The organism is Magnetococcus marinus MC-1 (assembly GCF_000014865.1).
In the GTDB taxonomy this organism is placed as follows: Bacteria; Pseudomonadota; Magnetococcia; order Magnetococcales; family Magnetococcaceae; genus Magnetococcus; species Magnetococcus marinus.
In genome coordinates, this window is record NC_008576.1 from 4,075,687 (window position 1) to 4,093,556 (window position 17,870).

Below are 17,870 nucleotides of genomic sequence, written 5' to 3' on the forward strand. Positions count from 1 at the left end.
TCATAATCCTTGCGCCTCTGGCTGGGGCGCCCCCTGGGTAAAACGGCGTACCCGAAATTTTAAATGCTGCCTCACCACCCCCGCGTTCAACTGCCACACCTCTTTAAGCAGGCCACAGCGCCAAGCTTGCAGCATATGGCTCATGGGCACCGCCGCCAGCAGTTGCACAAGAACCTCGCGCTCCACCTGCTCCAGGTGGGTCTCACCCACGTTGGCATGTTGTTCTTTAAAACGCCGCCACACCTGCAATACCTCGGCAGCCTCACGCATGGTGCGATAATCTTTTAAATAGGGCGGATAGAGCACCATACCCCGTAAGCGCTGCACACTGGCGTCACTCCACAGCTGATCGGGCAATAAGCGTTGCAAATTGCTCTTAACCAACTGCTTAAATGCCTCTTGGCTCTCATTATGTTTAAGCAGACTGTAATTGTCGCCATGGTCACGCTGATCCACCAAACACGCGCCAAGGTTGGCAACCTGCATCTGCTGCATCAATTGCCCCCACAACAGATAATCGCTGTGAAAGGGCGCTTTTTCGTCATAGCGCACCGCACGACCATCCACCAACAGCCGACGAAACATCACCGAGGCATGCAAAAAGGGATTGTGACACAGCCATGTCCAGCGAATCGCCAGATCATCCAGCGGCTGGCTTAACTTTTGCTGTACAGTACCACTACCATCGACGACCCGACAGGCCGTACCAAGCAGCCCCACTGTGGGATGATCGCTTAAAAAGGCCAGTTGTTTGGCTAACCGTTGAGGATGGCTGCGATCATCGGCATCCATACGGGCAATCCAAGTGCCCCGCGCCGCAGCCAGCCCCAGGTTGAGCGCTTGGGATTGATTGAGCTTAACATCAGGGACGGTTAGCAGTCGAATCCGCCCATCCTGGGCGGCCAACTCTTGCAATATAACCGGCGTGGCGTCCGTTGAGGCGCTATCGACAATAATACACTCAAAGTCACCAAAACTCTGATTTAGCAGGCTCTGTACCGCCTCGCGCAGATAGCGTTCACCGTTGCGTACCGACATTACAAAGCTTACGGTGGGGTGATCCTCGACCCCATCGGTGGCGCCTGACTTTTGCATGAGCACCCCTCCATTTATCCATCAACCCCATCGGTACGATCTCTGTTGCGCCTTAGTGACGCCCCTTAAAATCTACAATTAGGTGGGCCAAGATACCAAAAAACAGGGTTTGCAACCCAAACGTACAGAGTGCCAACACCAAGTTGACATGCACCACCGGTTTGATCCCAGCCCCAAACAGCCAATGGACCAGCTCGGCCATGGCCACACCCCCACCCAGGAAAAAACAGCCCAAACCCAAGGGTGCAAAAATTTTCAGGGGCCGTACCGAAATGAGCACCAAAAAAATCTGCGGCAACACCTTAAACGGATAGCGTAGCGAAACAAACGACTTGCCCGTAACCCGTTTATGAAAGGCAACCGACACATGCTCAAAGCGCATCCCTTTACGGTAGGCGTCCACCAAGATCTGCTGGGTATAGTTATAGTCCCCCGGCAGATAAAATTGACGGGTGTAGACTTGACTGACCGCAAAAATCCCCGGTTGGCTATCTTTTAAGGGCCATTTGGTCAACCAGCGCATCAACCCGGTAAACACCTTATTGCCCATCCGTCGAATAAACGGCATACGGTAGCTAATGCGCTCAAAGCGGTTGCCATAGACCACATCCGCCGTATCCTCGCGAATGGGCTGGATGAGGGTCATGACATCCTGGGGATCGTGCTGCAAGTCGGCATCAAACTTAACCGTAATATCGGCTTGATCCCCATGAGCCGCCGTCAAACCGCTGCGCACCGCCGCGCCCAAACCCTGATTAACCCGGTGGCGTACCACCCGGTCGGCTCCAGCTTGCTCGGCCTTAGAGCGCGTGGCGTCGGTGGAGCCGTCATCCACCACATACACGCTCAGTGTCATGCCCTCGGCCGCATAGGCTGGTTTGAGCTGGCAGAGTGCCTCCACCGTGCGGCCAATCATCTCCTCTTCATTATAAGCAGGAACGATGATGATAACTTTCATGATATTCATCCCTATGCTTGCTCAGGAGATGCGGGAAAATCCCTCTACCCCATCTGTTAAACTACATGAACTTCACCGTCAGGTCATCGCGTTGTGTCACATGACCGTTGGTTTTACCCTCGTGCGGCTTTGGCACCAGCGCTGCCAGAGGGTGCGATAGACCCCCTCCACCATACGGGTATAACCCGCGCCATCGGCAACCGGCGAAGCCTCCATCCGGCCACGCAAAGCTTGGCGCAGCGCCGCCAAACCCGCAAGATCCTGGGCCATGGCCACCGCGTGTTCCACATACGCCTGCTCATTTTTAACCGCCCACGCGCCCAACCCCACACAGTTAAGGTAACCCACCGAGTGACGCCCCGCCATGCGATCCCCATGCAGCGCCACCACCGGTACGCCCATCCACAGCGCCTCTACCGTGGTCAACCCCCCCGAGTAGGGAAACGGATCTAGGGCGATATCCATCTCCCCATACCCTTGTAAAAGTTGCTCGTGGCTCACCCCGCCGTGCAACACGAGCCGCTGGGCCTCAATGCCGTGTTGCGCAAACTGCTGACACACCCAAGCCCGCGTCTCGGCGCCATTCAGGGCAAAGGTGCGCAACAACAGCTTGGCATGGGGCAGACGTTTGAGCAACGTACTCCACAAGGCCACCACCGCTGGATTAAATTTAGCCAAATTATTGCAACAGCCAAAGGTGATGTGCCCCTTCTCTAAGGCAGGCAATGGGGCCACGGGGGGCAGATATGGGGGTGGGGCATAGACGGTATTTAGATATCCGTGTAGACGAATTAATGGTTCACTAAAGGTCGACGCCAAAGCATCGGGGACCTGATAGGCATCCGCCAACACCCCATCCATGGTGTCGATGCCGTTGGAGCAGTAACAGCCCCCCCCCAGCAACTGTACCGGTGCACTACGTTTGACCAACAGCCCAATGAGGTTGCCCCGAGTATGACCCGAGAGATCCACCAGCACATCAATCTGGTCCTGGGCAATCTGCTGAGCCACCACCCCATCGGGCTGACCGGCCAAATCATACCAGTGGTCAACCTGTTGACGGCACGCCTCGGTCAACCAATCCTGTTTGGGGATATTGGCATAGACAAAACTCTCGACCGCTTGCTTATCGTGGTTTTGTAGCAGCGGCAGGGTAAAAAAACCCAAGGGATGCTGACACAGATCCCCACTCAAATACCCCACCCGTAGCCGGCGCTGGGGATCGGCATCATTGGGAAAAGAGGGTGTTGTTTCTCCCCCCCCATGATGTTTGTTCCATACACGCAACTCTTGATAGAGATCCTCACCACGGTAGTGGCTGCTATACGAGAGTGCCATGAGCATATTACTACGGATTTCGCGGTTTTCCTCCAACGCCAAAGCCGCCCGAAAATGCGCAATCGCCGCATCCGCTTGTCCCATATCCACCAGCGTGTTGGCCAAATTATTGTGGGCCGCCACCAGCGTCGCATCCTCTTGCAAGGCCCGCTCAAAGTGGTGTTGCGCCTGTGGATGGCGCTTGGTCTTGCGCAGCAACACCCCATAGCCATTGTGCGCCACCGCCATGCGGGGACGCTGCGCCAACACCGTTAAAAAAAGCGCCTCCGCTTGCTCATGCTGCTCCATTTGGTTGAGCAAAAGGGCATGATTATAGAGATGATTGATGGACGCCGGGTTGAGTGCTCGCGCTTGCTTATAGGCGTCATTGGCCGCCTCCAGATCCCCCCGCGCCCGCGCCACTTTTGCCAAGCCATCCCAGGCACCATCCATGGGCTGCTGGGCCAAGGCCCGCTCAAACCACTGTTGGGCTTCCTGCAAACGCTCCTGGCGCAAGAGATTGTAGCCATAGTTGACAGACAGGGTTAGGGGTTGATCCGCCCCCTTGAGCGCTTGTTCAAAGTGGTACGCCCCCCGCTCAAGCTGTTGCTGCTCGGTGTAGAGCATGCCCAGCAGACGGTGGCTATCATGGTGTTCTGGGGCCACCGCCAATACCGCCTGCAAGCGCTCTTCCAACGGCCCTTGGTCGCCACGCTGTTGGCTGATTAAGGCCATGTGGTAGCGCACCACCGGATGTTCAGGGGCCACTTGCAAAATCTGTCCATAGAGGGCTTCTGCCTGCTCCAACAGCCCTTCTTGCTGCCATTGTGCCGCCTGTCGAAAGGCCTCTTCCAGTGTCATAACCCGCTCCACGCCAGTGAACAACCCAAACCTAACCCACTGTTCTATGCGCAAAGCGTGCCACCCCAAGCGCCCCCTGACACACCCCGCCCAAGTCGCACACCCCCAGTTGAACATAACAAAGGGCGGCTGTAGGGTCACAGCCGCCCTTTGTTATGTTCAACCCTATTGTTACGCTCTCCCTTAGCTGGCAGCGCGCTCTTCCATCTCTTTGAGCAGCTGCCCCTTTAAGGCCGCATTACTACCGGTAAGCACAAACCCTTGCAGCCTCTCCTGTTGATCAAAAAAGCGGCCCAGCACGCCATCCTCCCCCTGGGAGAGCGCCCAGCGCCCCTCCATCTTACCCACCGGCAGGGTGACAACCGGGTGCAAGCTGGTCTTGATCGCGACCGGCATAAGGGGATAGACCACTGCGGTGGCCTCACCACTCAAGGTGGCGGCCAATGCCCGACCAGCAACCATCAACGGCTGCACATAGGGCAGATTGCGGCCTTCCACCTCCGCGCAATCCCCCAGGGCGTAGATGTGTGGATCGGAGGTTTGCAAATAAGCATCGGTCACAATGCCCCGGTTAACCGCCAAACCAGCGGCTTGAGCCAACGCAATATTGGGCCGCAGACCCACCGCAGACAACACCAGATCACCTTCGACCACCTGCCCATTCTTGAGCTCGGTGACAAACCCCTGAGCGCTCTTTTCAATGGCACCATTAAAGGTTTCCAAATGCCACGTCGCCCCAGCCTCGGCCAACCGCTGCTGCACCGCCCGCCCCGCCGCCTCGGGGATTAAAGCGCTAATGGGCCACGGGTCCGGACCGATTAAAGAGACCTGTTTACCCACCTTCAACAGATCGTTGGCAAATTCACAACCGATCAAACCGGGACCGATCACCATCACCCGTTCCACCCCCTGCAAACGGGTGCGCCACCGGGCATAATCGGCCAACGAATTGACCTGCATCACCTCAGCGGCGCCACTGCCTTGTAACGGCAATTGAATGGGGTTGGCCCCCACCGCCAGCACCAGCGTATGGTAAACGATGCTTTGACCACTGCTTAACTGCAATGTACGCGCAGCGGTATCCAGCTGCTCCACCTGGGTGTGGGTAATAATTTCTGCTTCTAACTGGGCCATCATCTGTTCTGCACTGGCCATCACCAACGCTGCGGCATCCTTATTTTGCGCCAAGGCGCTGGAAAGCATGGGCTTGGAGTACGAAGCACCATCATCACTGCTAATAAGGGTAATGGGACGCTTATCCTGCCGCTTACGCAGCTCCTTAGCCAAACCATAACCGGCCAGTCCAGTCCCAATAATCACTAATCGATTCATGCCACTATCCTCTCTAAAACAGCCTTTTTGGCTAACAAATCCACTCGATTAAAAAACCTTTGCCCACCCAGAGCTAAGAGATCCCCCCTACTGTTTGGTTCCCCCTTAAAAGAGCACGCACCCTGTTGATCCACCGCTGAAAGCCCCTTATAGCGCAATTAACCTTGGTGAATGGAGCCTGCCAACATACCGTGAATACGGTAAATGGCGTCCAGCAATTGGTGTTTGCGAAAGGGTTTGGTCAAATAAAAATCACAGCCGCACGCCAGCGCCTTGTCCAGATCCCGCCGCACCGACAGCGCCGTTAACGCAATGATAGGGGTAGGTAGTCGATGCTGCTGCTGCTCCCATTGGCGTATCTTACGGGTGGCGCCATAACCATCCAGCACGGGCATAAGCAGATCCATTAACACCAGATCATAGTGTTCGCGCTTAAAGCGATCCAAGGCTTGCGCACCATCCTCGCACAGATCCAGATGGTGCCCACTTTTGGCTAAAAAGGCTTGTACCAGCTTACGGTTATCCTCGGCATCATCCACCGCTAAAATACGTAAGGGCGCTTGTACCTGCTCGACGATCACCTCTTCTGGGGCTGAGGGTTCATCCATGGAGCTCTCGGCCCGTGGCAAGGGCAAATTGACGCTAAAGGTCGACCCCACCCCCACCTGACTCTCTACCTGAATATCTCCCCCCATGGCTTCGCACAGATGTTTACAGATGGTCAGCCCCAGACCGGTACCACCAAATTTGCGGGTGGTGGAGGTATCCGCCTGGGTAAAGGGATGGAAAATTTTCTCCATACTATGAGCCGCTATGCCCACACCGGTATCACTCACTTTAAAAAAGGTACGATCCGCCACCCCCCGGCTCATCTGCAAACTCACGGTGCCGCTGTTGGTAAATTTAATGGCGTTGGAGAGCAAATTAACCAGGATCTGGCGCAAACGGTCCGGGTCCCCCATCACAAAACGGGGGACCTCCAGGGCCATCTCGCTCTCCAACCGCACCCCCTTGTGCTCCGCCGCCACCCGTTTAATTTGGGTAATCTCCTCCACCAACCTCGGCAGGTCAAAGATGGTATACTCCAGATCCAACTTGCCCGCTTCAATCTTCGCGAGATCCAAGGTCTCATTGACCAAATTAAGCAACAGTTCACCCGCATTCCGGGAGATCTCCATAAGCCGTTGCTGCTCAGAGCTAAGCGCACTTTCACTCAGCAACTCATGGGTGCCCAAAATGGCATTTAACGGGGTGCGGATCTCATGGCTCATAATGGCTAAAAATTCGCTCTTGGCGCGGTTACCAGCCTCGGCCTCATCCTTACGGAGCTCCGCTTCACGGGTGGCCAACTCCAACTCGGCGGTGCGCATACGTACCTGCTTTTCCAACCGCTCCCGATGCCGTTTGAGCTCTAACTGGCTATGGATGCGCCGCCTAACCACCTCCCCATGATAGGGTTTGGTGATATAATCCACCCCCCCGATCAGGAACCCTTCGGCCTCATCCACCACCTCTTTTTTAGCACTCACAAAGATGACCGGAATCTCCTGGGTAGCCTCCATCGCTTTAAGGCGTCGGCACACCTCATAACCGTTCATCTCTGGCATCATAATATCCAGCAGCACCATATCCGGCGCAGGGTCACACTGGGCCAACATCAAAGCCTCGGGGCCACTCAGAGCCGCCATCCGCTCATAATCCTCCAAAATATCCTTGAGCACATCCACGTTGTCCGGCTGATCATCCACGATCAAAATCCGCTCTTTTACACTGGCTGGACACCGCACATTTTGATCAATAATTGGGTACTTCAATGCCTTGGCAATAAGCAAAAAGCTCTGCAATGCCTCATAAAAGTTATAGCGATCCACCTGCTTACATACGGTCCAATAGGCCGTCGCTAAAGGGGTCTCTTTAAGCAGCTCCCCCAATGCCTGCAACAGCGCCGCAGCGTCGATACTGTGGTATTTAAGCCGTCCCGCCAGTTGATCCAGCAGCGGCCCAACTTGGTGCAGGTCCACCACCAACTCCGGCAGATCATCGTGGAGCAAATTCGAGGAGAGCGCCACCCCCTTCTGCTCAACCTGATGGCTAGCAATGCCCTGCAACACCTGCTCCAGACGATGGCTAAAACTCTGAAAAGCCGCTTCAATCATCGCCTCATGGCCGTCGGCCATGGCCAATTCTAAGGCCACCACCGCCTTGGCCAACTCCACCGCACCCAGGGCCGCCGCGCGATTTCTCAACCCATGAATCTGCCGCCCCAACACGGCCCACTGACCCCTTTGTAGCTGTTGCTGCATACTGGGCAACACTTCGGCATACAGTTGAAAAAAACGTGATAGCAAAACCACATACAACTCTTGATTGCCCGCTAAACGGTTTATCCCAATCTCAGGATCCACCCCCCGTAATAGGGGTACCTCATCCCCCCGCGCCACAATCCGCCAAGAGGCATCCAAGGTAGGCCGCGTAATCCAGCGTTTCAACGCCCCATAGAGCCGCTCGGGGCGGATCGGCTTATGCAAAAAACCTTGAAAACCCAGATCTTGCAAATCCAGCTGCTCTTCCTCCCCGGTGCCCGTAGAGAGCGCCAACACCGGCAATGACCGCCATGCCTCTTGAGCCCGTATGCGTTGCATGGCCTCACTGCCATCCATCACCGGCATGTGCAGATCCATCAACACCAAGTCATACTCAAACCGCGCCAGCCGATCCAGCGCTTGCTGACCATTTTCCGCAATGTCCACCACCAAACCGACCCGCTCCAGCAGCTCCGCCGCGACCTGCTGGTTAATGGGATTATCCTCCACCAGCAGCAGATACGCCCCTCCTACCAAACGACCGATCTCCGACTCCGCCGCCAACTGCTGCACCTTGCGGCGATCTTTATGCTGCTCCTGATCGTGCCAACCGCCACTCAAGGCCGTCACCAGACGATCCCGGCTAATGGGTTTGTCCAGACAATAATCCACCCCTGCACGCTCGGCTTGGTTTTTAATCTCATCCTGCCCAAAGGCGCTTAATAAAATGATGCGCGGGTGTAGTCCCTCGGGCAGCTCCGCCTTTAACATGGCCCGCATCTCAATAACCGCGACCACCCCATCCTTACCTGGCAACCCCCAATCGACCAATAGATACCGAAAAGGCTGCGGCCCACCCTGCTCACTAAGCAGCAATGCCCGTGCCTGCGCTGGCGTGGCACACAGGCTGGGTGATAGACTCAAGGCACTGAGCAGTGCCTGCAAATGTTCACGGCTGTCTGGATTGTCATCCACCACCAGCACCCGCTCGCCCCATAGGACATCCGGCAACAGGCTACGGTTGCGGCGATCCTCGGCATACAGATCCACCAAGATCTCAAAGTGAAATTGGCTGCCCTTACCCGGCTCACTCTCGGCCCACACCGAGCCATCCATAAGCGAGACCAACCGCTTGACTATGGAGAGCCCCAAACCCGTGCCACCAAAACGTCGGGTGGTGGAGCTGTCCGCTTGCACAAACGGGGCAAACAGATGGGGGAGCTGTTCGGGATCAATACCAATACCACTATCGCTTACCGAACAGGTCAGGCGTACACGGTGCCCCTCCAGCAGCTCGGGTTGGGCGCGTACGGTAATAAAACCATTTTTGGTAAACTTAACCGCATTGCGGATCAAATTAATGAAAATCTGCTCCAGCCGCATGGCATCGCCATAGAGCACCTGATTAAAATTTAAAGGGGCCAAAAAGACCAGATCCACCGCATGATCCGCAGCCTGCTTGCTGAACAGATCCGCCAACCGCTCCAATAGAAAATGCAGATCAAATTTAACCGGATCCAGCTCCAGCCGCCCCACATCCATCTTGGAGAAGTCCAAAATATCGTTGATAATACCCATCAACGAATGGGACGCATTTTTGGTCTTTTCCAAATAGTCGCGCACTTTGGGGGAGAGATCTCCACGCAAAGCCAGATCGGTAAAACCCAACACGGCGTTCATGGGGGTGCGGATTTCGTGACTCATATTGGCAATAAAAGCACTCTTTGCCTTACTGGCGCTCTCCGCCGCAGAGAGGGTCTCTTCTAATGATTTAAGCAACTGTTTTTTATCGGTAATATCTTGAATAAAGGCGGTATAATGGAGTTCTCCCCCCTGCTGCGGCATAGCGGATAAGGCCACCTGAAGATCAATCAGCTCTCCATCAATGCGCTTACCAATGGCCTCCAATCGGCCCTTGTTCGGAACCATTTCCAACGCTCCATGCATCGCATTTGTCAAGGAGGGGGCCTGCTTGTTTTGTAACGATTCAGGGATTAACCGTTCGGTCAGAGAAACACCCATAACGTTTTGCCGTGGGTAGCCGAACAGCCGTTCTGCGGCGGGGTTGTAGCTCAGCACATCACCCTGCTGATCCGTGGTGATAATGGCATCCTGAGCATTATCCAGCACGGCCTTGTGACGGGCCACCATCTGGTTGAGCTCGCCGTAGCGTTCCACACTCTCAGCCATTTGGTAAACTCGGCTAATAAGCTCTTCAGGCTCATAGGGTTTGTTAATATAATCGTTGGCACCTGCCTTAATAAAATCCACCGCCAGCTCAGATTGACCCGCCGACGAGAGGCCCATAATGCCCATCTCATCCCGGCTGTAGCGGCTACGCAGCTTGGCCGTTAGTGCCACACCATTAAGGTTGGGCATCTCATAGTCAGTCACAACCAGATCCACGGGCGTCTCTTGCAACAGCGCCCAAGCCTCAGCCCCATCCTGAGCCAATCGCACCTGAAACCCATAACGCTGCAAAAACTGCCCTAATACGGCGCGGGCACTGCGAGAGTCATCCACCACCATCATGGTCAAGTGGCGGTTGCGCGCCACCCGCAACACGCTATGGATAACCGCATCAATGACGCTGCGGTTATCTTTAACAAAATAGTCCAGCACACCCTTTTTAAAGAGTTGGGTGCGCATTTCCACCTGTTTGTCACCGGTCAGCACAATGGCAGGCAGGTTGTGTTGCAGTACCAGATCCACCACCTCGCCGTGGGGGCCGTCGGGCAGGTGCAGATCCAATATGGCCAGAAGAAAGGGGTGTTTAGCCTGTTCAAGATGCTGGCGCGTTTGGGCGAGAGAGTCTGCCCATACCACACGAAAGCCCAAGCGCTTTTGGATCTGCCCTTGGAGCAGGGCAGCAAAGCTTTTGGAATCCTCCACCAGCAGGATGTTTACTAGCTTGTCGTTGGAATCAACCATGAGGTTCCTGTCTTAGGCAAGCAGCTCAAATGGAGTGATATGCTCTCAGTGTAATCATTTTATATCCATACTCACAATCAAATAACCCTTTTGACCGGCCATTCATTCCACTATTTTGGCTGATAACCGGGTATGATGTTCATGACATCCAGCGCTTGATTATCACGGGCCGCGTAACAGTGAAAACCCTCTTTAAAACAGCGTCGCTGATACTCCCGGATACGTGCCAGATTCGCGGCATCCTCAGGGTGGCCATTATCCACATAATCCACCGAAAAGACCCGTTTGCCCGGTGCCGCTGCAATACGCCATATCCGTTTTAACCGTTTGTGCAACCAAGCTTTATCATCCTGTTGTGCGGTACGCACATACCACAGGCTCTCTACCCCAATACCGTCGATGGCCGCCAGATAATCCCCGCCCCAGTCATAATCCATAATGGCCTCGCCATTTTGGGGAATAATCAAAAAACCATCCCCCCCCATCTCCCGGGCGGTTTGGGCGATACGTTTGACCAAGGCGATCATACGCTGCGCGGCTTCACGTTCATTGCCCACGGGATCGTCTGCCACCCTTTTTTCATGCCCTTGGGGTAGCCCTTGCAAGGTTGGGTCAGGCCAATATTCAAAGGCATCAATGATGTCCAAATAGACCCCGCGAAAGCCCTGTTGCACAATTCGCCGCAGCTCGGGTTTAAGCACATCTTGCCACCATGCGGGGTGCCAATAGCGCACCTTATAGTTACCCGGCCAGTTAGGGTTGGTTTTACCCAACCAAACTGGTGCCTGTTCGGTGCGCTGGTTGCCCCCTTTTTCCGTCACCCAGGCTGGATTCCAATAGCCCCGGTAATCCTCGGCCTCGCCGATAGAGAGATAAGCCACCGGCACGGTTCCGCAGGCGGTAAGTTGGTCGATCTCTTTTTGGTGATAGCGGCTGTTGGCATCCCCGTGGCGAGCCGGGTCCATCACCACTAACGGAAAACGCGTCTTACAAATGGCCGCAGGCTCCGCCCCTTGCAGTTGATAGAGCCAGTCCCGTTGAGCTGCTTGCAGCGGTTCGACCCCCATGCTCCCCCCCATTATAAGCGCAAAAAAAACCATCCAAGGTGTGCCGGTTACGCGCCACGATCGCTCCTTCGGCTGCCACACGCCAACCTGTCTAAACCCCCTCGGTGCCGCACCATAACCGCCCAACCTTTTGTTCGGATAGCCGATACCAAGCAGACTTAACGCCAACTCAACCCTTGTGCACATACGGCCACCCATCCAGCAAAACAACATCAACCCCATGGAATTACCCTATATTTTGCAGCTACCAACCAATCCATACCTACCAATTGGCCTAACCTTAAAGCTAACACACATTGCCTTAGGGTGTACACGCTAGGCCCCTTTTCTTGCCGAGGAATCCCCCTTCAACCTGGGCTGAACGGGTGTACCCCACAAGCAGAGCGCCTTAGGTTAGGGCTATGGGGCGGTGCGCACCCCCCTACTAAGACGTTGACGCGCTAGGCTTGTGGTTCTTACCATAGAGCCATTTTTCTATGAGGGCCTGTTTGGCAGGCCCTTGCTCAAGCCGCTCTTTTTCATTGACGGCTAAAACGACCGTTATAGGCATTTGCTACTGGTCAACATACTAGGCCGCAAGCCCGGGGGATGTAAGATGGAGCAACCACACTGTCGCATTTTGCATGTTATACCCAAGCTTAATACGGGCGGCAGTCAATGGATGCTGTTTAAATTGCTGCATGCGGGGCAGGCTAGCCCAGAGTTTGATCAACAGGTGCTGTGCCTGGGCAAACCGGACCGGTTAAGCCCAATTTTTGCCGAAGCGGGCATTAAGGTCGAGCATTTGGGCATGGATCTAAAGCGTCCCAACCCATGGGTGATTTGGCGTTTTGTGCAATGCATTCGACAGGCTCGACCGGATATTGTGGTGAGTTGGCTGTTTGTGGCGGATTTTCTTACGCTGCTGACACGACCATGGACGGGCATTCCACGCTTGATATGCAATCTACGCACCTCCTCCCTTTCGCTCAAGAGTTTGGGGGGACTGGATTATATTTTGGTGCGGCTGAATCGCTTTCTCTCTTCCCGCATGGATGGCATGCTCCACAACGCCCATGCGGGCAAGCAGCAGTTGCAGCAGTTGGGCTACACGCCCTCATGGTGGCACTATATAGCCAATGGGTTTGATTTGGAAAAACTTCAACCCAACCCCCACGCACCGCGCCGCTTAAGGGAGCAACTCAAGCTACCAGAGGGGGCTTTTCTGTTTGGCTGTTTTGCCCGTTATCACCCTTGTAAGGATCATAAAAGCCTGTTGCACGCCTTTCAATGGTTACACCAGCGTCAGCCACACGCCTATCTGCTGCTGGTGGGGCGCGGGCTTGACTGTGCAGAGATGGACCAGTTGGTGGATCGGTTGCAGGTACAGGATCATGTGCTGCGTTTGGCGGAGTTGACAGATGTGGGGCAGTGGCTCCCTGGATTGGACGCGGCGGTATTGGCCTCCTCTGAGGGGGAAGGATTTTCCAATTTTATTGGGGAGGCGATGGCCTGCGGCGTACCGTGTGTCTCAACGGATTCTGGGGATCATCGTCTGGTTATTGGCGACACGGGCAGCATCGTGCCTGCTGGCGATGCCCACGCCCTGGGGGAGGCCATGCAGCGGATGCTGCTATTGAGCCCGCCAGAGCGGCAGGCTCTTGGTGTGCGGGCGCGTGAGCAGATTGTGGGCCATTTTGATATTGATCAGGTTGTGACAGCCTATCATCTTTGTTACCAAGCGCTCATGGCAGGGAGCCCCCCTGAAACCAACCAACCGCCCAAGGAGAGCTGACAAAACCACTTTGCTGGGGAGATCAGCCATGCACTTATAAACCAAGGTGGACAGGTGCGTAAGAAACTGGGAAAGTAAGCTCTCCTCTTGCGAGGTGTGCGGCCTCTTCTGCTGAGTATGAAGAGATCCACCAAGGGTTATCCCTTATGAGGTGGCCGATGACTTCCCCTTGTGAAATTTGCTGCATTTGGTCGCCCTTGTACAAATAAGAATGCGACGGAAAGCTTATTTCAACACTGCTTTAAAATCTATTTAAATCCATGTAGTTCCCATGTCCATTTATGCATCTATCACCCATCATTAGACATTTGAACGCCCATAATCGCACCTCATGAGCGTTTGGAACAGAGATACCAAGCCGGTGCCTGACCAATTTTCTGACACGATTACACAGGAATTACACACAAACAGAAACGGCTTGCATCTAAATCGACGCAAGCCGTTATTTGTCTGGTGCCCACAGAGGGAATTGAACCCCCAACCTACGGATTACAAATCCGTTGCTCTGCCAATTGAGCCATGTGGGCATGATGAACCCCGTTTTCTACCTCAGTGGGCGGGGGGATGTCAAGACCATTCAACCCCACCCCTGGCAATGTTACAAATGACCATACGGGGGCTCGGTGGTTAATCGCACATCCTCCAACGGTGTGCCCACGGTAAAATGATAAAGACTCTGCCAAGCCATGCCTTGCAGACCCCCAACCCGCTCGTGAAAGAGGTCGTCAAAATAACAGCCAATCCCCGTGCCCCGCACCCCTTCAGCCTCCGCTTCAAGATAGAGTACCTGCCCCAACATGCCTGCCTCCCAATACATATTGCGATAGTGCCAAGCCCCAATCTGCATACCCCGCTGCCACTGCGCCAACATGCCCATACTAAAGGCCGAATCCCCCGCTATGGCCTGTTTGCAGCTCACAATCATCGCCGACATGCGCAGATCATCGCTCATCAGCCGATAGAGGGGCAGATGCTCTGGAGACCCCTCCACCGTTTGCCACACATAATCGGCGGACAACGCCTGCTTTAACTCCGCCAAGGCATCCGGATGACGCACCAACTGATAGAGCCCCGCTGCCAACCCCGCCACCCGATGCACAAAAATAAGGGGATGCAGGGCCACCGGCCAGCTCTGACTGTCCCAAGGCGCCACCCCAGGGCGGGGCAACAGGGCATCCAAAATCCGATAAAAACCCGCCTGATCCAGCACCGTTTTACCATCAAACTGCTGCGCCGAACGTCGCTGATAGATCACCTGCGACAACGTTTTTGTACAAGGACCCGCCGCCAACGGCGGCCAATGGGGTAGCCCAATCTCTGCGAGTTCTACCCTACGTTGAGGACGCTCTGCGGCCTGCGCCACCTCTTCAATGATCGGCCAGCGGTGCATATAGCGCGGGCTCAGCACATTTGGGCTGCCCTGCCACACGCCCCGCAGGGCACTTTGCGCCCACGCCACCACCTGCTCCTGAACCAGCTCCGCCCCCACCCCAGAAGGGGAAACCCACACCAACAAATCCGGATGCTCTGGCTCGGGCTGACCCTTCTGTAACGCCGCCGTGGGCAACCCCAACAGCTGGGTAATGGTGGCATCCCCCACCCCATCCAACACCTGCACCCGCCAGCCCATCGTCACCGCCGCATAACTTAATGCCGCCACCGCATGACCCATATCCAACTGACAATAACGGTAGGCACGCTCCCCATATTTCCACATCTCCCGCCAAAATATGGAGGAAAAACCCACCACAAAACCCGGCTGCTCATGCCTCAGCCAGGGCTGCCCCGCAGCCACCACCAGCCGCTGTTCCAGGGCATGCCCATAGCTGTCATAGTGATAAACCCCGGCAGGTAGCGCCATATGCTCATCCCCCAGGGCGGGAATCACCAGATAGCCCTCCGTAGGATGCAGGTTGCCGCTTGAGGGGTTGCAGCGTAAGGCCCAACGCTGTTCACTATGGGGAATCGCCTTCCATGCCGCCAGACCCAAGGTCAGACCCAATACCGCCGCTATGTTGTATGGGGTGATAGGCTCCGCCTTAGCCCGAGGTTGATGAACGTGACAAAAGGGCCTCTGCTGCTGCATAGCTTGGCGCGGCAACGCCAACCGAGGCGCCCCTATATAGTGCCGAAAGGGATTGGGTTGGGTATCCCAATCCATAAACTCTGGACTGGCCGCATAGCGATCCGTGCGATGTTTGGTCTGTTGGTGATAGCGTACAATAGCATCCATCGTCATCCCTTAACCCCTGCAAGCAGCATGATTATCTCCCCCTCTTTCAGAAAAACGGGTGGCGCATAAGTTCCCCACCCCTACAGAGGAAAGCACCAAGATGCACGGGATTTCATTGGTCCGCGCCCTAGGCTGTGGCATAATGCCCCCGTTTTGTTGGCAAAGACGCCTGCCTCGCCGGGGCATGCGACCGTATAGAGAGGGTTTTATCCCATGCAATCGATGGACACCCCATTGCGTTCAGGACCGCAGAGCAACGCCGATCTGCCCGAGTTATCCCTTAAAGATGCCGCTTGGTTAGCCGGTATTACCCCCGATGCCATGCTGCGTTTTTTAGCCGCTGCGGGTCTGGAACTGGACACCGATCAAGATGCCTCGGAGCTACAGCTCACAGTGCCCCAACTGATGCGCGCTGTGTTTTTGCTCTTAGGCCAAAAAGATAACCGTATCGCCATGTTGCGCATGCAACTGGCCGCCGCGCTCAACCGGGAAAAAGAGCTGGCCGCCGCCCTACAGGCTGACCTCGCCGACGATACCCCGATTTTAGAGAGCAGCGAACCCATGGTGCTCATGCAACCCCTGGGTGACGATGACGACGATGATGAGGATGACGACGATTTCATCCCCAAGAAAAAGAAGAAAAAAAAGAAGAAAAAAAAGGCCGTTGGTTACCCTTGGTAAAGGCAAGCCCACCCCCTGCAACAAAGCCCCGGCGCTGCCCAACGCCGGGGCTTTGTTGGTCTTACCGCATAACACCCAAACCCAAGCATAAGGTTGCCTTAACCCAACCACGCTGCGAGCCGCTCCATGGCGATTTTTAGCTGCGCCAACTCCGCTGCATAACAGAACCGCACATGTTCATGGCTGCGGTAACGGCCAAAATCCAACCCTGGGGTAAAGGCGCAACCCGCCTGCTCAAGGGCCGCCATACAGAGCGCCTCGCCATTGGCCAGACCGGTTTTGCTTAAAACCTGTGTGGCATCCGCATAGATATAAAAGGCCCCCTTGGGCTCAACCCCAATGCCAAAACCCAACTTGGGCAACGCCGTTAACAGGTAGCGCCGGTTAAGATCGTAGCGGGCTACCTGTTCATCCATAGCCCCAGCGCAATCAAACGCTTGTAGCGCCGCATACTGAGCAATGGTGGGGGCCGAAATAAAGAGATTTTGTGATAACATCTCAATGCCCCGTACCGCCGAAGGGGGTACAATCATCCACCCCAAACGCCAGCCTGTCATCCCAAAATATTTTGAAAAGCCATTAATAACAATAGCATTTTCAGAAAACTCCAGGGCCGTACGCGCCTTACACCCATAGGTAATGCCGTGGTAGAGTTCATCGGAGATCACATACCCCCCCTGCCCCTCTACGGCACTCAACAGGGTTTGCATCTGGGCATCGGGAATCAAGGTGCCCGTGGGGTTGGAGGGGGAGGTTACAATCGCCGCCTTTAAACCACGAGCATGCTGGGGAGCCAACTGTTCCACCAGCAACTCGGCAGAGAGTTGATAGTGGCTCTGGGGTGAAACCGGGATCGCCACCGGCTCGCCATTAACAAAGCGCACCATGTTTGGGTAGCAGGGATAACCCGGATCGGAGAGCGCCACCCGGTCCCCGGCATCCAACAGCAGACCAAAGATCAGTTGAAACGCCCCCGAGGTACCCGGCGTTACCACCACCCGCTGGGGTGACACCGCCACCCCATAACGGGTTTGATACCACTGCGCGATGGCCGCCCGCAGCTCCGGTATGCCCAGGGATGGCGTGTAGCGGGTGCGATCTTCATCCAACGCCAGCCGGGCCGCCGCCAACACGGGAGCGGGGGTGGTAAAATCGGGCTCACCGGCCTCCATGCGCACAATATGGCGGCCTTGGGCCTCCAACGCTTTGGCTTTTGCGAGCATCTCCATCACATAAAACGGCTGAATTTGCGCTATTTTTTTTGCCCACTGCATCGCCATCATCCTTACCCATCTGGCCTTGAGGTTGCATCCCGTTT

Annotated in this window: 10 protein-coding genes and 1 tRNA gene; 2 read left to right on the top strand and 9 right to left on the bottom strand. The window is 55.4% G+C overall.

Annotated features, from left to right (window positions below):
• The 6 genes from MMC1_RS20560 to MMC1_RS16750 all read right to left on the bottom strand — a co-directional run bounded on the left by MMC1_RS20560 (nt 1) and on the right by MMC1_RS16750 (nt 11,864).
• Nucleotides 1-1,095 carry a glycosyltransferase family 2 protein gene (locus MMC1_RS20560; RefSeq protein ID WP_011714819.1) on the bottom strand — a complete coding sequence of 365 codons (1,095 nt, stop codon included), beginning with the start codon at nt 1,093-1,095 and terminating at the stop codon, nt 1-3.
• Nucleotides 1,096-1,147: 52 nt separating this feature from the next.
• Entirely contained in the window at nt 1,148-2,053 is a 906-nt protein-coding gene (locus tag MMC1_RS16725; RefSeq protein ID WP_011714820.1) for a glycosyltransferase family 2 protein, read from the bottom strand.
• A gap of 96 nt (nt 2,054-2,149) precedes the next feature.
• A complete protein-coding gene (locus MMC1_RS20565) occupies nt 2,150-4,231 on the bottom strand; it encodes a tetratricopeptide repeat protein (protein ID WP_011714821.1) in 2,082 nt (693 codons plus the stop codon).
• Between the two features lie 183 nt (nt 4,232-4,414).
• On the bottom strand, nt 4,415-5,563 hold the full coding sequence (locus MMC1_RS16735) for an NAD(P)/FAD-dependent oxidoreductase (protein WP_011714822.1): 1,149 nt from the start codon (nt 5,561-5,563) through the stop codon (nt 4,415-4,417).
• 158 nt (nt 5,564-5,721) lie between these two features.
• Nucleotides 5,722-10,797, bottom strand: a complete 5,076-nt coding sequence (locus MMC1_RS20570) for a response regulator (protein ID WP_011714823.1) — start codon at nt 10,795-10,797, stop codon at nt 5,722-5,724.
• Nucleotides 10,798-10,907: 110 nt separating this feature from the next.
• On the bottom strand, nt 10,908-11,864 hold the full coding sequence (locus MMC1_RS16750; protein WP_160162731.1) for an MJ1477/TM1410 family putative glycoside hydrolase: 957 nt from the start codon (nt 11,862-11,864) through the stop codon (nt 10,908-10,910).
• 595 nt (nt 11,865-12,459) lie between these two features.
• Between MMC1_RS16750 and MMC1_RS16755 the strand changes: the two genes are divergently transcribed.
• Nucleotides 12,460-13,638 (top strand): glycosyltransferase, encoded by a 1,179-nt coding sequence (locus MMC1_RS16755; RefSeq protein ID WP_011714825.1) that lies wholly within the window; start codon nt 12,460-12,462, stop codon nt 13,636-13,638.
• Nucleotides 13,639-14,089: 451 nt separating this feature from the next.
• Here MMC1_RS16755 and MMC1_RS16760 read toward each other — a convergent pair.
• A tRNA-Thr gene (locus MMC1_RS16760) sits at nt 14,090-14,165 on the bottom strand.
• Between the two features lie 71 nt (nt 14,166-14,236).
• Nucleotides 14,237-15,877 carry a nitroreductase family protein gene (locus MMC1_RS16765; RefSeq protein WP_011714826.1) on the bottom strand — a complete coding sequence of 547 codons (1,641 nt, stop codon included), beginning with the start codon at nt 15,875-15,877 and terminating at the stop codon, nt 14,237-14,239.
• Nucleotides 15,878-16,084: 207 nt separating this feature from the next.
• Here MMC1_RS16765 and MMC1_RS16770 point away from each other — a divergent pair, with 207 nt between their 5' ends.
• Nucleotides 16,085-16,552 (top strand): hypothetical protein, encoded by a 468-nt coding sequence (locus tag MMC1_RS16770; RefSeq protein WP_011714827.1) that lies wholly within the window; start codon nt 16,085-16,087, stop codon nt 16,550-16,552.
• Nucleotides 16,553-16,650: 98 nt separating this feature from the next.
• On the opposite strand, the gene MMC1_RS16775 is transcribed toward MMC1_RS16770, so the two are convergent.
• Complete coding sequence (locus MMC1_RS16775) at nt 16,651-17,826, bottom strand: aminotransferase class I/II-fold pyridoxal phosphate-dependent enzyme (RefSeq protein WP_227665276.1); 1,176 nt, start codon at nt 17,824-17,826, stop codon at nt 16,651-16,653.
• Between the last annotated feature and the right edge of the window lie 44 nt (nt 17,827-17,870).

Coding starts and splice junctions, on each gene's coding strand:
- MMC1_RS20560 (WP_011714819.1), bottom strand. CDS start 1,095: ATGCAAAAGTCAGGCGCCACCGATGGGGTCGAGGATCACCCCACCGTA.
- MMC1_RS16725 (WP_011714820.1), bottom strand. CDS start 2,053: ATGAAAGTTATCATCATCGTTCCTGCTTATAATGAAGAGGAGATGATT.
- MMC1_RS20565 (WP_011714821.1), bottom strand. CDS start 4,231: ATGACACTGGAAGAGGCCTTTCGACAGGCGGCACAATGGCAGCAAGAA.
- MMC1_RS16735 (WP_011714822.1), bottom strand. CDS start 5,563: ATGAATCGATTAGTGATTATTGGGACTGGACTGGCCGGTTATGGTTTG.
- MMC1_RS20570 (WP_011714823.1), bottom strand. CDS start 10,797: ATGGTTGATTCCAACGACAAGCTAGTAAACATCCTGCTGGTGGAGGAT.
- MMC1_RS16750 (WP_160162731.1), bottom strand. CDS start 11,864: ATGGGGGTCGAACCGCTGCAAGCAGCTCAACGGGACTGGCTCTATCAA.
- MMC1_RS16755 (WP_011714825.1), top strand. CDS start 12,460: ATGGAGCAACCACACTGTCGCATTTTGCATGTTATACCCAAGCTTAAT.
- MMC1_RS16765 (WP_011714826.1), bottom strand. CDS start 15,877: ATGACGATGGATGCTATTGTACGCTATCACCAACAGACCAAACATCGC.
- MMC1_RS16770 (WP_011714827.1), top strand. CDS start 16,085: ATGCAATCGATGGACACCCCATTGCGTTCAGGACCGCAGAGCAACGCC.
- MMC1_RS16775 (WP_227665276.1), bottom strand. CDS start 17,826: ATGCAGTGGGCAAAAAAAATAGCGCAAATTCAGCCGTTTTATGTGATG.